12 protein-coding genes are annotated in these 14,583 nt (G+C 44.3%); 11 read left to right on the forward strand and 1 reads right to left on the reverse strand.

Annotation, left to right across the window (positions count from 1 at the left end):
* The first annotated feature begins 52 nt into the window (after window positions 1-52).
* The 7 genes from argB (at window position 53) to clpB (ending at window position 10,063) form a co-directional block, all read left to right on the forward strand.
* Window positions 53-817, forward strand: coding sequence for an acetylglutamate kinase (gene argB, locus ACYQY7_RS12270; protein WP_461202440.1), 765 nt, complete (start codon window positions 53-55; stop codon window positions 815-817).
* Entirely contained in the window at window positions 814-1,971 is a 1,158-nt protein-coding gene (locus ACYQY7_RS12275) for an acetylornithine transaminase (protein ID WP_461202441.1), read from the forward strand. Before argB ends, ACYQY7_RS12275 begins: the two co-directional genes overlap by 4 nt.
* A gap of 49 nt (window positions 1,972-2,020) precedes the next feature.
* Window positions 2,021-3,088 carry a carbamoyl phosphate synthase small subunit gene (locus tag ACYQY7_RS12280; protein ID WP_461202443.1) on the forward strand — a complete coding sequence of 356 codons (1,068 nt, stop codon included), beginning with the start codon at window positions 2,021-2,023 and terminating at the stop codon, window positions 3,086-3,088.
* On the forward strand, window positions 3,081-6,185 hold the full coding sequence (locus ACYQY7_RS12285) for a carbamoyl phosphate synthase large subunit (RefSeq protein ID WP_461202444.1): 3,105 nt from the start codon (window positions 3,081-3,083) through the stop codon (window positions 6,183-6,185). The genes ACYQY7_RS12280 and ACYQY7_RS12285 overlap by 8 nt, the downstream gene beginning before the upstream one ends.
* The gene (gene argF / locus ACYQY7_RS12290; protein ID WP_461202446.1) at window positions 6,182-7,126 is read left to right on the forward strand and encodes an ornithine carbamoyltransferase; all 945 of its coding nucleotides are present in this window, start codon (window positions 6,182-6,184) and stop codon (window positions 7,124-7,126) included. The genes ACYQY7_RS12285 and argF overlap by 4 nt, the downstream gene beginning before the upstream one ends.
* A gap of 89 nt (window positions 7,127-7,215) precedes the next feature.
* Complete coding sequence (locus tag ACYQY7_RS12295; RefSeq protein WP_003395421.1) at window positions 7,216-7,395, forward strand: YjzC family protein; 180 nt, start codon at window positions 7,216-7,218, stop codon at window positions 7,393-7,395.
* An 85-nt stretch (window positions 7,396-7,480) separates the two neighbouring features.
* Entirely contained in the window at window positions 7,481-10,063 is a 2,583-nt protein-coding gene (gene clpB / locus ACYQY7_RS12300) for an ATP-dependent chaperone ClpB (protein WP_461202448.1), read from the forward strand.
* 25 nt (window positions 10,064-10,088) lie between these two features.
* Here clpB and ACYQY7_RS12305 read toward each other — a convergent pair whose 3' ends face one another.
* Window positions 10,089-10,268: a YjzD family protein gene (locus ACYQY7_RS12305; RefSeq protein ID WP_461202450.1), complete on the reverse strand. Its 180-nt coding sequence runs from the start codon at window positions 10,266-10,268 to the stop codon at window positions 10,089-10,091.
* A gap of 139 nt (window positions 10,269-10,407) precedes the next feature.
* Here ACYQY7_RS12305 and ACYQY7_RS12310 point away from each other — a divergent pair, with 139 nt between their 5' ends.
* The 4 genes from ACYQY7_RS12310 to fabF all read left to right on the forward strand — a co-directional run bounded on the left by ACYQY7_RS12310 (window position 10,408) and on the right by fabF (window position 14,462).
* Window positions 10,408-11,109 (forward strand): hypothetical protein, encoded by a 702-nt coding sequence (locus ACYQY7_RS12310; RefSeq protein WP_461202452.1) that lies wholly within the window; start codon window positions 10,408-10,410, stop codon window positions 11,107-11,109.
* A gap of 60 nt (window positions 11,110-11,169) precedes the next feature.
* Window positions 11,170-12,153, forward strand: coding sequence for a BMP family ABC transporter substrate-binding protein (locus tag ACYQY7_RS12315; RefSeq protein ID WP_461202454.1), 984 nt, complete (start codon window positions 11,170-11,172; stop codon window positions 12,151-12,153).
* 102 nt (window positions 12,154-12,255) lie between these two features.
* Window positions 12,256-13,188, forward strand: coding sequence for a beta-ketoacyl-ACP synthase III (locus ACYQY7_RS12320; protein WP_461202456.1), 933 nt, complete (start codon window positions 12,256-12,258; stop codon window positions 13,186-13,188).
* Between the two features lie 32 nt (window positions 13,189-13,220).
* Entirely contained in the window at window positions 13,221-14,462 is a 1,242-nt protein-coding gene (fabF, locus tag ACYQY7_RS12325) for a beta-ketoacyl-ACP synthase II (protein WP_461202458.1), read from the forward strand.
* The last annotated feature ends 121 nt before the right edge of the window (window positions 14,463-14,583 follow it).

Here is a 14,583-nt window from a genome sequence, read left to right on the forward strand (position 1 = left end):
TTATAAATAATGAATAGATTATTTATAAAGTTTTGTAAGTTTTCTGTAACGGATGGATGTGATTGTCATCAAATGCGGGGGCAGCGTGCTTCATGAGTTATCCCCATCATTTTTTACGAGCGTGCAACAACTAAGAAACAGCGGGCTTGATGTTGTCATCGTGCATGGCGGTGGACCAGATATTGGACAGTTGTTACATGCGCTCAACATTCCGTCTGAATTTGTAAACGGATTACGAAAAACGACAAAAGACGTGTTAGACGTTGTCGAAATGGTATTAAACGGAAAGGTGAACAAAACGCTCGTCTCGCTGTTACAAGCGAACGACATTCGCGCCGTCGGTTTGTCCGGTGTCGATGATCGTTTGTTGCAAGCGAAACCAATCGACGTACAAACGCTCGGCTATGTAGGGGAAGTCGTACACGTTCATGCAAAGATTGTGCATACGTTGTTGCGTCACGGATACGTGCCCGTCATTGCGCCGATCGGCGTGGATGAACGCGGGCAAACGTATAACATTAACGCAGATACCGCAGCAGCGGCGATTGCACAGGCGCTTTCGGCTGACAAACTCGTTTTTGTCACAGACGTCGCTGGCATTTTAAACAACGGGGAAGTTGTGAAAGAAGCGACAGCTCAAATGATTGAAGCGATGATTGCAGATGGAACGATTTCAGGAGGAATGATTCCGAAAGTGAAAGCGGCTGTTCATGCGCTCAACTCAGTCAACGAAGTCGCTATTGTGAGTGGAAAAGTTCCATTTTATAAAGAAGGAACGTGGCATGGAACGATGATAAAGAAAGAGGTGTACGTATGATTTTTCCAACGTATCAACGGTTTCCGATTACGATTGCAAAAGCAGAAGGGACGAAAGTGATCGCGACAGGCGGAACACAATATCTTGATTTTGTCGCAGGCATTGCGGTATGCAATCTTGGTCACCGTCATCCTGCTGTGCAACAAGCGTTAGAAGCGCAGTTAAACGAAGTATGGCACGTATCGAATTTATTTCATCTTCCCATTCAAGAACAAGTTGCTTCCCTTCTTATTCAACATTCTGTTGGTGACGCGGTGTTTTTTTGCAATAGCGGTGCGGAAGCGAACGAGGCGGCAATCAAGCTTGCACGCAAACATACGGGACGTTCTAAAATCATTACATGCGAACAGTCGTTTCACGGTCGAACGTTTGCGACGATGACAGCGACCGGGCAAGCGAAAATTCACGATGGATTCGGCCCGTTGTTGCCGACGTTTACGTACGTGCCGTTTAATGATATCGCTGCGCTTGAGCGGGAAATGGATGAAACGGTGGCAGCTGTCATGGTTGAAGTCGTGCAAGGCGAAGGCGGTGTTGTTGTCGGGGAAAAGTCATTTTTGCAGGCAGCCGAGCAGCTTTGTCAAATGTATGGTGCGTTGTTCATTGTTGACGAAGTACAAACAGGCATCGGACGAACAGGAACGTTGTTTGCTTATGAGCAGTTCGATCTTTCCCCTGATATCATTACCGTCGCAAAAGGATTAGGGAGCGGCTTTCCTGTCGGGGCGATGATCGGAAAGAAACATGTCGTACCAACGTTTAGCGTCGGAGTGCACGGCTCAACGTTTGGCGGAAACGCTTTGGCGATGGCGGCGGCGAAAGCGACGCTCGAGATTGTCACTCAGCCGTCGTTTTTACAAGAAGTAAAGGAAAAAGGAATGTATTTTAAGAATAAATTAGCCGAGCAATTAAAAGACGTTCATATCGTTCAAGATGTGCGCGGTTTAGGGTTAATGATCGGCATCGTATGTAGCGAACTAGTCGCAAACATTTTGCCGCATATTCATGAAAAAGGGTTGCTCGCTTTAGCAGCGGGATCGAACGTCATTCGTTTATTGCCACCGCTCATCGTGACGAAAGAGGAACTTGATGAAGCGATAAATATATTACAAGAAGCGTTAACGTCATATGAACGCGATTTTTTATACGTATAAATGAATAAAAATTCTTTTTACTTAATAAACATTCGTTTGGGGTGTGAACATGGAGGCGTATTTACATTTACAAAACGGCAAAATGTTTTCCGGAAAATTGGAAACGGCATGGACGGGAGATATTGCGGGGGAAGTTGTTTTTTTTACAGGGATGACAGGGTATCAAGAAGTGTTAACAGATCCGTCGTATAAAAATCAAATCATCGTTTTTACGTACCCACTGATCGGAAATTATGGCATTAACGAAGTTGATTTTGAAAGCAAACAGCCGCATGTCAAAGCAGTTGTCGTTTATGAAGCAGAAGAAACGGGATATCATTACGAAGCGACATATAGTTTCAAACAATATTTGCAAAAATGGAACGTTCCGCTTCTCACTCACGTGGATACGCGAGCGGTTGTGAAACAAATTCGTGAACATGGAGCGATGCCTGCCGTCATTTCAACGAATCGACAAGCGATCGTGCATATGGAGGAACAAGCACCTGTTCCGCTCGTGAGCACATCGGACATACGAATGTATGGAGAAGGTTATATGCATGTTGTTTTATTTGACTTTGGCTACAAAAAATCAATCGTTCAGTCGCTAATCGAGCATGGCTGTCGCGTGACCGTCGTTCCGTACAATACGACGTTACAAACGGTCGGACAACTCGAGCCTGATGGGGTGTTGTTATCAAACGGACCGGGGGATCCAAAACAGCTGTCACATCATTTGCCGAACATTTTATCGGTCATTGAACGTTACCCAACGCTGGCGATTTGTCTTGGACATCAGCTCGTGTCGCTTGCTTATGGTGGAGATACGGAAAAATTGCCGTTTGGGCATCGCGGAGCAAATCAGCCGGTATATGATGCGAGAACGAAAAAAGTGTTTATGACTTCGCAAAACCACGGCTATGTGGTGAAGGCAGGAAGTTTAGCGCATACGCCGCTTTCCATTCGTTTTATTAACGTCAATGACGGTTCGGTGGAAGGTGTCGCCCATGAAACGAAGCCGATTTTATGTGTGCAATATCATCCGGAAGCGCATCCTGGACCAAACGATACGCAATTTATTTTTGCTGAATTTGTTGACATGATGAAAGCAGCAAGGAAGGAGAGAGTGTATGCCTAAAGATACAACGTTACGCTCGATTCTTGTGATCGGTTCTGGTCCGATCGTCATCGGGCAAGCAGCGGAGTTTGACTATTCAGGAACGCAAGGGTGTTTAGCGCTAAAAGAAGAAGGGTATCGCGTCATTTTAGTTAACAACAATCCAGCGACAATTATGACGGATGAAGTGCATGCGGATGCGGTATATTTTGAGCCGCTGACGGTAGAAAGCATGGAAAAAATTATCGCAAAAGAGCGACCCGATGGACTATTAGCGACGCTTGGCGGGCAGACGGGACTGAATTTAGCGTTCGCTTTACATGAACAAGGTATTTTACAAAAGTATAATGTCCGCTTGCTCGGCACACCGATCGAATCGATTAAACGTGGCGAAGACCGTGAAGCGTTTCGGGCGTTAATGTATGAATTAAACGAGCCGGTGCCAGAAAGCGAAATTGTGACGACAGTTGAAGAAGCCGTGCAATTTGCAAAACGAATCGGGTTTCCAATCATCGTTCGCCCAGCGTATACGCTCGGGGGAACAGGTGGCGGAATCGCCAAAACGATGGATGAACTCGTTGACATTGTGGCGAAAGGGTTGCATGAAAGTCCGATTACGCAATGTTTAGTGGAACGAAGCGTCGCTGGTTTTAAAGAAATTGAATATGAAGTGATGCGCGATCATACAAATACGTGCATTACGATTTGTAATATGGAAAATATTGATCCGGTTGGCATTCATACCGGTGATTCGATCGTCGTTGCTCCGTCGCAAACGTTGACGGATGTCGAATATCATATGTTGCGCTCAGCTGCCATTAAAATTATTTCGGCGCTTGGTGTTGTCGGAGGTTGTAACATTCAATTTGCACTCGATCCGAAAAGTAAAAAATATTATTTAATTGAAGTGAATCCGCGTGTGAGCCGATCATCTGCGCTCGCATCGAAAGCGACAGGTTACCCGATAGCAAGAATGGCAGCGAAATTAGCGGTCGGCTATACGCTTGTGGAACTAGTGAATCCAGTGACCGGACATACGTATGCGAGCTTTGAACCTGCGCTTGATTACGTCGTCGTGAAATTTCCGCGTTTTCCGTTTGATAAATTTCCGTTTGCTGATCGTCGTCTCGGCACACAAATGAAAGCGACAGGAGAAGTGATGGCGATTGACCGCAATTTCGAACGAGCGTTGCAAAAGGCGCTTCATTCACTTGAGTTAGACCATATCGGTTTATATTCACCAACAATTGCGAAACAGCCGACAAAGTCGTTAATGGATATCGTGAAAATGGGGGACGATCGTCGCTTTTTCGCTATACTCGAGCTGCTTCGCCGCGGTATAGCGACAGAACAAATACACGAATGGACGAAAATCGACTTATATTTTTTAACGCGTTTTGCTCAGCTTATTGCGCTTGAACAACAGGCGAAAGAAACGACGCTTCATTCGATTGATGAGCAAACATTTCGAATGCTAAAAGAAAAAGGTTTTTCTGATGCGTATTTAGCTTATATATGGAACGTGGACGAAAAAGATGTGCGGGAAAAAAGAAAAGCATACGGCATTGTACCAGCTTATAAAATGGTCGATACGTGTGCAGCGGAATTTTCAGCAGAAACATCGTATTACTACTCGACATATTTCGGTGAAAGCGAAGTACAAACGAGCGATAAACCGAAAATGCTTATTCTCGGCTCAGGCCCGATTCGCATCGGGCAAGGTGTTGAATTTGATTACAGTTCCGTTCATTGTGTGTACGCTCTGCAGCAAGCAGGCTATGAAGCCATTTTAATAAACAACAATCCAGAAACGGTGAGCACCGATTTTACCGTTGCCGATCGTTTATATTTTGAGCCGCTTACCGTTGAAGATGTATTGAATGTCGCAGAGGCCGAAAACGTCGAAGCGGTTATCGTGCAATTTGGCGGTCAAACGGCCATCAATTTAGCAAATAAGCTCGAAGGGTTCGGCGTTTCTATCATCGGCATGAATAGCGATACGATCGATCAGTTAGAAGATCGGGAACGTTTTTATGCGCTCCTTCAGTCGCTTGACATTCCACACGTAAAAGGAACGATGGCAAACAATGAGGAAGAACTACGAATAAAAGTAGAAGAAATTGGATATCCACTATTACTTCGTCCATCGTACGTCATTGGCGGACGTGGAATGCATATCGTTTACGATAAACAACAGCTTTCTGAGCTTGTCGAGCAAGGTCTTGTATATCCTGTATTAATTGACGAATATATGCGTGCAAAAGAAGGCGAGCTTGACGCCGTTTGCGACGGATATGACGTGTTCGTGCCAACGATCATTGAACATGTCGAAAAAACGGGCGTTCATTCTGGCGATAGTTATGCGTTGCTGCCTGCCCAATCGTTTACGGAAGAGGAAAAAGAAAAAATGATCGATTATGCGAAACGCATCACAAAAAAGCTTCATTTTAAAGGGTTAATGAATGTTCAGTTTATTGTACGAGACGGGGAAGTGTACGTATTAGAAGTGAATCCCCGCGCCAGTCGAACCGTTCCAATTGTAAGTAAAGCGACAGGTGTGCCGATGGTTCAACTTGCGACAAACATATTGCTTGGGAAATATTTGTCGGAAGACGTCAAACAATCGGTTTCTATCCCATATGTTGTCTTAAAGTATCCGGTATTTTCGACATATAAATTGCCTCGTGTTGATCCGCTCGTTGGACCGGAAATGAAATCGACAGGGGAAGGCATTAGCATCGCAAAAACGGTGGAAGAAGCTGCATTAAAAGCATTTTATCCATACCTCATAAAGAAAAAAGGGGCGTGCGAAATATACGTCGATGCGCCAGAACATGCGACATCGCTCATTGAACAAGCGCAGCGCCACGGTCTAACGATTGTGACAGATGAGCCGTTCGAACGATGGGTGGAGAAAAAAGAAGCGCTCGCATTTGTAAGCCTCATGCGTGATGAACAAAGTGCATGGCGAAGAAAACAGGCGCTCGCCCGACATGTGCTCGTGTTGACGGAGGAAGAAACCGCACATTTATTTTTACAAGCGTGGTCGACAAAACATTTTTCCGTTTGTTCGATTCAAGATTGGTTAAAAAAATTACGTGAAGTGGTGAGAAAATGAATATGACAGCAACGATTCAATTAAAAGGGAAAGATTTTTTAACATTATCGGATTATTCGAAAGAAGAAATTGAATATTTGCTTCATTTAGCGCTTGAATTAAAAGAAAAGCAACAAGACGGCGAACGGTACACGCCGCTAAGCGGCAAAACGTTGGCGATGATTTTTGAAAAACCGTCCACGAGAACGCGTGTCTCATTTGAAGTGGGAATGGTGCAACTCGGCGGGCATGCGCTCCATTTAAGCAGCCGCGATTTGCAAATTGGGCGGGGAGAAACGATTGCAGATACAGCTCGCGTATTATCGGAATATGTTGATGCGATTATGATTCGCACATTTGAGCATGAAAAAGTAGAAGAGCTCGCTCATTATGCGACGATTCCGGTCATTAATGGGTTGACCGATGACGATCATCCGTGTCAAGCGCTTGCTGATTTATTAACGATTTATGAAGTGAAGGGTAAGCTACAAGGGTTAAAGCTTGCTTACATTGGCGATGGAAACAATATGGCACATGCGTTAATGCTTGCGGCGGCAAAAGTAGGCATGGATTGTGCCATTGCTTCACCGAAAGGATATGAACCGAAAGAAACGATCGTAAAAAAAGCAAAACATATCGCCAGCGAAAACGGAGCGACCATCGTTGTCACAAACGATCCGTACGAAGCCGTTGCGAATGCGGATGTTGTATACACAGACGTATGGGCAAGCATGGGGCAAGAAGCGGAAGCGAATGAGCGCATGCGCGTTTTCACCCCGTTTCAAGTAAATGAAGCGCTCGTTCAACAAGCGAAACAAGATTTTATTTTTTTACATTGCTTGCCAGCGCATCGCGGAGAAGAAGTGACGGAAGGTATCATTGATGGGACACATTCATATATTTTCCAACAAGCAGGCAACCGCCTTCATGCACAAAAAGCGCTACTCGTGTCGTTGCTGTAACAGTTGGATGTTCATCCGTTATTTCTCATGATGTTTACGAAGCAAAACGGACATATTATAAAATGATGAGACGGTGAGGAGGGATACGGATGGGGCAAAGTAGACATTTTCGCCCGGGGCAAAAAGCGCCAAACAACGGTATATATATTGAAATTGGTGAGACAGGAGATCAAGTAAAAAATCCGAAGAAATTAAAACTAAAAGCAGGCGATCGTTTCCCTGAAACGTCAAATCATAACCGCATTTGGACATACTTTCCGAAGCCGTAAGCCATCCTTGCATAAGGGTGGCTTTCTCGTTATAATACGTAATAGATAAAGGTCAAATAAAGTCAAAGTCAAAGGGGTGAACGTGATGAATATGCAACAAATGACGGAAAAAGTGCAAGAAGCACTCATGCGAGCTCAATCGTTAGCGGTGGAAAAGCAACATCAAGAAGTCGATGTTGAACATGTATGTATCGCGCTTTTTGAGCAAGAGGATGGGCTTGCTCGGCGTATTTGTGAAAAAATGGGCGTTTCCGTTTCTCAATTGATGGATGAATGGAACAAGCAACTGAACAAAAAACCGCAAGTCATTGCGAGCTCAGAGGCAGGGAAAATATATGTAACAGGTCGTTTGCAACAATGGCTTGTGCGCGCAGAACAAGAAGCGAAACAAATGAATGATGAATATATATCTGTTGAACACTTGTTGCTTGCCCTCGTTGCGGACAAAGATGTGCAACCGATTTTGTCGCGTTATAGTATTGACCGAGAGAAGCTATTACAAACGATTATGGAAATAAGGGGGAATCAACGCGTGGTTAGTCCAAATCCAGAAGCTACATATGAAGCACTGCAAAAATACGGTCGCGATTTAGTGGCAGAAGTGAAAGCAGGGAAAATTGATCCGGTCATCGGTCGCGATAGCGAAATTCGGCGTGTTATTCGCATTTTATCACGCAAGACGAAAAACAATCCTGTGTTGATTGGTGAGCCTGGTGTCGGTAAAACAGCGATCGTCGAAGGGCTCGCGCAACGCATCGTCCGAAAAGACGTGCCGGAAGGATTAAAAGATAAAACGATTTTTGCGCTCGATATGAGCGCCCTCATTGCCGGTGCGAAGTTTCGTGGAGAATTTGAGGAACGGTTAAAAGCAGTATTAAATGAAATCAAGAAAAGTGAAGGGCGCATTATTTTATTTATTGACGAACTGCATACGATCGTCGGGGCAGGACGAACAGACGGTGCATTGGATGCCGGCAACATGTTAAAGCCGATGCTTGCGCGTGGGGAATTGCATTGTATCGGGGCGACGACGCTTGATGAATACCGTCAATATATTGAAAAAGACCCCGCGCTTGAACGTCGTTTCCAACAAGTGCTCGTCGAAGAGCCGACGGTCGAAGATACGATTTCGATTTTGCGCGGATTAAAAGAGCGATTCGAAATTCATCATGGCGTGAACATCCATGACGGTGCGCTTGTGGCAGCAGCGACATTATCAGACCGTTACATTTCCGATCGGTTTTTACCTGATAAAGCGATTGATTTAGTTGATGAAGCGTGCGCCATGATTCGAACAGAAATTGATTCGATGCCGACAGAATTAGATGAAGTGATGCGAAAAATGATGCAGCTTGAAATTGAAGAAGCAGCGCTCAAAAAAGAACAAGATGAAGCGAGCAAACAGCGCTTGCAAGCGTTATCGCAAGAGCTGGCAAATTTGCGCGAAAAAGCAAATGCGATGAAAGCGCAATGGGAAAAAGAAAAAGAAGCGATTCAACACGTGCGCGCGTTGCGTGAGCAGTTAGAAAAAGCAAAGCGCGAGTTAGAAGAAGCAGAAAACAATTACGATTTAAATAAAGCGGCGGAACTCCGCCACGGACGCATTCCGAAGCTTGAAAAACAATTAAAACAACTCGAACAAAGCGAAAAAGAGCGGCGATTGTTGCGTGAAGAAGTGACGGAAGAAGAAATTGCAACGATTGTGTCGAAATGGACGGGCATTCCGATGACAAAGCTCGTGGAAGGCGAACGAGAAAAATTGTTGCGACTCTCACACATTTTACATGAGCGCGTCATCGGACAAGACGAAGCCGTTGAACTAGTGAGTGATGCGGTGTTACGCGCGCGTGCAGGCATGAAAGATCCGAATCGCCCGATCGGTTCATTTCTCTTCCTCGGTCCGACAGGCGTCGGAAAAACAGAACTGGCGAAGGCATTAGCGGAAGCGCTTTTTGATAGTGAACAACAAATGATTCGTATCGATATGTCCGAATATATGGAAAAACATGCGGTGTCGCGTTTAATTGGAGCGCCTCCAGGATATGTTGGCTACGAAGAAGGTGGGCAACTAACTGAAGCGGTGCGCAGAAAACCGTATGCAGTCATTTTGCTTGATGAAATTGAAAAAGCGCATCCAGAAGTGTTTAACATTTTACTGCAGATGTTAGATGACGGTCGCATGACGGACTCACAAGGAAGAACGGTCGACTTTAAAAATACAGTCGTCATTATGACATCAAATATCGGATCGCATACGTTGTTAGAAGCGGTCGATGCGCATGGCGAGGTAAACGAAGAAGCCCGCGAACAAGTGTTGAAACAATTGCGTATGCATTTCCGTCCAGAGTTTTTAAACCGCATCGACGATATTGTATTATTTAAACCGTTAACCGTACGCGAAGTAAAAGACATTGTCGAGAAGTTTATCAAACAATTGGAAGAACGATTAGCGGAACGTCATATGACAGTCACATTAACGGACGAAGCGAAAACGTACATTGCGACACACGGGTTTGATCCTGTATATGGTGCGCGTCCATTAAAACGATTCATTCAAAAACATATTGAAACAAAGCTTGCACGTGAAATCATTGCCGGACATATTGGAGATTACAGCACCGTTACGATCGATATCGAAGGCGATGAATTCGTCGTAAAAAAAGGATAAACGGACAAATGCCGTTTATCCTTTTTTAATGATGCACAGGGTCGTTTGGAATGAGTTGAGCAATCAACAAAATGAGAACGGTTGCAATGACTGATAACGTTGTGCCTGTTGCGAAATGGTACGTGTCCCCGATCATCGAGCTAACGACGTATGTCACCATGTTCACTAGTAAAAACGTCCAAAAAAACGTCCAAAAAATACGCATGTAACTCCCTCCTTTACGCTCTTTTTTTATCTTATCATAAATGATGGATGAGCGAAAACGAAAAATGACAACGCCTAGTACACGAAAAAGAAAATCGCATACGATATATTGTACAATGATGTGCTTAAGGTGGACGGTTATGACAGAGAAGCAACGATTTTTCCAATTTAGCGAGCAATGGTGTGCGATTCATGTTCCAGAGCGGCCGAACGGATTTGCATTACTTATTTTAGGAGATGTATCTCATTTTGTTGATGATAAGACGAGCTTATGGATACAACATGTTGGGAAAAACAAGTTGTTACACGACTTATTACAACATGGATATACGATTTTTTATTCTCATTTGTACGGCGCCAATTGGGGAAGTCCAAAAGCCGTAAAACTAGCGAAACAGCTTATTCATTACGTATTGAAAACGGAAATTTTAAATGAACGCATTTACGTGTTGGCAGAAGGAATGGGGGCACTTGTCGCCCTGCAATTAATGAACGAATTGGGGAACCAAATACGCGCCATCGCTTTATTAAATCCTTGTTTATCTTTACAGGCACAGCTGCAATATGAAAAAGAGCATAAATTTTTTTATAAACGGCTGTTGCGCCAACTAAAACAAGCATATGGACAAGAAGAAGTTGAGCGATGGTTTCCACCACTTTGTCCCCCGATTGTGCCGATGAAAATTTGGCAAGTATCAGGGGTGAACCCATATCCATCAACGATCCACGCACGAGCATATGCTCAAGCGTTTGACGTTCCGGTTTCGTATCATTTGCCGGAAAAAACATATATGTTTGCGCAGGCCATTGATTCCTTTTATGAGCAATATAGTGACGTATAGTCCCCATACGTATGGGGATTTTGTCTTTACCGATGAGAAAGAAAGCAAGTAAAATAAGAGATGAAACGGAAAAAGGAGTGTTGCATATTGATAAGGCAATATATATTTTTTATTTCTGTACTAATTTTTCTTTTATCTTCCTGCACTCCGACTGAGCTTTCATCAGGGAATGTACAAAAAGTTGGGCTGCTTGTTCCTGATACGATTGATGATCAAGTGTGGGGAACAAAAGGGTATAAAGGTTTGCTTCGCGTTCAAGCGAAATTTCGTGTCGATGTGTTTTATCGGGAGGGTGTGAACTCGAAAGCGGCCACGAAACAGGCGGTAAAACAATTTCATCGAAAAGGCGTCAATTTAATTTTTGGACACGGTAGCGAGTACGGCGAATATTTTTATGATATTGCAGATAAATACCCAAATGTCCATTTTGTGTTTTTTAACGGAGAAGCGAAAAAGAAAAATGTCACGAGTTTTCATTTCAAAGGGCATGCGATGGGCTTTTTTGGTGGTATGGTCGCAGGGCATATGACGAAAACGAATAAAATCGGTGTTATTGCTGCGTTTGAATGGCAGCCGGAAGTGGACGGTTTTTTTGAAGGAGCGTTATATGAAAACAAAAACGTTGACGTTGATGTAGAATATGTGCAAAGTTGGGATGACATTGATACAGCGATGGCCATTGTTGAGCGAATGATCGCTGACGGGGTTGATGTCGTATATCCTGCTGGCGATAAATTTAGCGTACCAGTTATTGAGAAAATGAAAGAACATGGGCTTTATGCGATTGGTTATGTGACAGATCAAGCAGACTTAGGGGAACGTACGGTGCTGACGAGCACTGTCCAACATGTCGATGCGTTATATGAACTTGTTGCAAAAAAGTTTATGAAAGGGGAGTTGACATCAGGAACGACATATGTTGATTTTCAAGACGGCGTGATTGAGCTTGGCACGTTTAGCCCGCTTATTGAAAAATCGTTCCAACAAAAAATAACAAACGCAATTGAACGATATAAACAAACAGGGAAATTGCCGAATGAGTGAGGCGGGGAATGCCTCCTCATTTTTTTATTGCACGAAACGAAAAAAGAAAGTAAAATTAGTACCAAGTAATAAAGTTTGATAATAAAAGGAGACGATATTCCCGTGAGTGCAGGAATTATTGGAATTGGACGATATTTGCCGGAACGCATTGTGACGAATAAACAATTAGAACAACAAATGGATACGTCTGATGAATGGATTCGGACGAGAACAGGCATTGAAGAACGGCGTATTGCTTCAGATGATATGGATACGTCCGATATGGCATATATTGCAGCAAAGCGCGCGCTTGATGATGCGGGTATTTCTCCAGAGCAAATTGATTTGATTTTAGTGGCAACGGTGACACCAGATCGCGCGTTTCCGTCTGTTGCGTGTATGCTGCAAGAAAAGCTTGGTGCGGTGCGCGCAGCAGCACTTGATGTGAGCGCGGCATGCGCAGGCTTTATGTATGCGATGGTGACAGCGAAACAATTTATTGAAACGGACACGTACAAATATGTTCTCGTTGTCGGGGTAGAAAAATTATCAAAAATTGTCGATTGGGAAGATCGCAACACGGCGGTGTTGTTTGGAGATGGAGCAGGCGCTGTTGTGATGGGAAAAGTTTCAGAAGGGCACGGCATTGTGTCTTTTGAGCTCGGCGCGGATGGAACAGGTGGAAAATATTTATATCAAGATGATTACATCGTCATGAACGGACGGGAAGTATTTAAGTTTGCCGTGCGTCAAATGGGGGAGTCTTGCATTCGTGTATTAGAAAAAGCAGGGTTGACGAAAGCGGATGTCGACTTTTTAATTCCGCATCAAGCGAACATTCGCATTATGGAAGCGGCGCGTGAACGGTTAGAGCTACCAGTTGACCGTATGTCGATTACCGTGAATAAATACGGAAATACATCCGCTGCATCCATTCCGATTTCGCTCGTCGAAGAAGTAGAAGCTGGGCGCATTCAAGATGGCGATTTAATTATTATGGTCGGTTTCGGTGGCGGATTAACTTGGGGCGCTATTGCGTTGCGCTGGGGCAAATAACGATGTATGATGAAACAAAGGAGTGATGTGTGGTGACGAAAAGACGAGTGGTTGTCACGGGGTTAGGAGCAGTGACGCCGTTAGGAAATGACGTTGAAACGACGTGGAAAAATATCGTTGCTGGACAATCGGGCATCGGTTCGCTCACACGATTAAACGCGGACGATTTTCCTGCAAAAGTGGCAGCGGAAGTGAAAGATTTTCAAGTCGAACAATTTATCGATAAAAAAGAAGCGCGCAAAATGGATCGCTTCACGCAATATGCAGTCGCGGCTTCGATGATGGCCGTAAAAGATGCCAATTTACAAATTACAGAAGATAACGCAGCACGCGTCGGCGTATGGATCGGTTCAGGCATCGGCGGGATGGAAACGTACGAAGAACAGTTGAAGACATTTTTAGAAAAAGGGTATCGTCGCGTGAGCCCATTTTTCGTTCCGATGATGATTCCAGATATGGCGGCAGGACAAGTGTCGATTATGCTTGGCGCAAAAGGAATGAACTCATGTACGGTCACTGCTTGCGCAACAGGAACGAACTCGATTGGCGATGCGTTTAAAGTTATTGAACGTGGCGATGCCGATGTGATGATTACAGGCGGAACAGAGGCACCGATTACGCATATGGCGTTCGCAGGATTTAGCGCCGCAAAAGCGCTCTCGTTTAACCCCGACCCAAAAACAGCGTGCCGTCCGTTCGATCAACATCGTGACGGATTTATTATGGGCGAAGGGGCCGGCATTATCATTTTAGAAGAACTAGAACATGCGCTAAAACGCGGTGCGCGCATTTATGCAGAAATTGTCGGCTATGGGGCAACAGGCGATGCGTATCATATTACCGCGCCAGCACCTGGTGGAGAAGGCGGCGTACGCGCGATGCGCCAAGCGCTTTGTGATGCGAATATGCAGCCAGAAGACATCGATTACATTAACGCGCACGGAACGAGCACAGAGTACAACGATAAATATGAAACGATGGCGATTAAAGAAGTATTTGGTGAACATGCGTACAAATTAGCGGTTAGCTCGACAAAATCAATGACTGGTCATTTGCTTGGCGCAGCTGGTGCGATCGAAGCGATTTTCTCCGTTTTATCGATTTACGATAGCGTCATTCCGCCGACAATTAACTATGAAACGCCAGATCCAGAATGCGACTTAGATTATGTGCCAAACGTTGCGCGCAAACAAGACGTGCGTGCTGTATTAAGCAACTCGCTCGGTTTTGGTGGACATAATGCAACAATTATTTTCAAGAAATATGAAGGTTAGTAACTGTTAAAATATTTTTGTAAAAATCCATAAAACTCTATATACAATTTATAAAAAATTACAAGACAAAAGAGCAAATAAAGCCAAGAGAATGGTTAAGGAGCTAACTGAAAATGATTAA

This window comes from Anoxybacillus sp. TBDG-1, assembly GCF_054815885.1.

Excerpts from the sequence above, each read along its gene's own strand:
- ACYQY7_RS12315 (WP_461202454.1), top strand. The coding sequence starts at position 11,170 with ATGAAACGGAAAAAGGAGTGTTGCATATTGATAAGGCAATATATATTT.
- argF (WP_461202446.1), top strand. The coding sequence starts at position 6,182 with ATGAATATGACAGCAACGATTCAATTAAAAGGGAAAGATTTTTTAACA.
- ACYQY7_RS12280 (WP_461202443.1), top strand. The coding sequence starts at position 2,021 with ATGGAGGCGTATTTACATTTACAAAACGGCAAAATGTTTTCCGGAAAA.
- ACYQY7_RS12275 (WP_461202441.1), top strand. The coding sequence starts at position 814 with ATGATTTTTCCAACGTATCAACGGTTTCCGATTACGATTGCAAAAGCA.
- argB (WP_461202440.1), top strand. The coding sequence starts at position 53 with ATGGATGTGATTGTCATCAAATGCGGGGGCAGCGTGCTTCATGAGTTA.
- clpB (WP_461202448.1), top strand. The coding sequence starts at position 7,481 with ATGAATATGCAACAAATGACGGAAAAAGTGCAAGAAGCACTCATGCGA.
- ACYQY7_RS12305 (WP_461202450.1), bottom strand. The coding sequence starts at position 10,268 with ATGCGTATTTTTTGGACGTTTTTTTGGACGTTTTTACTAGTGAACATG.
- ACYQY7_RS12310 (WP_461202452.1), top strand. The coding sequence starts at position 10,408 with ATGACAGAGAAGCAACGATTTTTCCAATTTAGCGAGCAATGGTGTGCG.
- ACYQY7_RS12285 (WP_461202444.1), top strand. The coding sequence starts at position 3,081 with ATGCCTAAAGATACAACGTTACGCTCGATTCTTGTGATCGGTTCTGGT.
- ACYQY7_RS12295 (WP_003395421.1), top strand. The coding sequence starts at position 7,216 with ATGGGGCAAAGTAGACATTTTCGCCCGGGGCAAAAAGCGCCAAACAAC.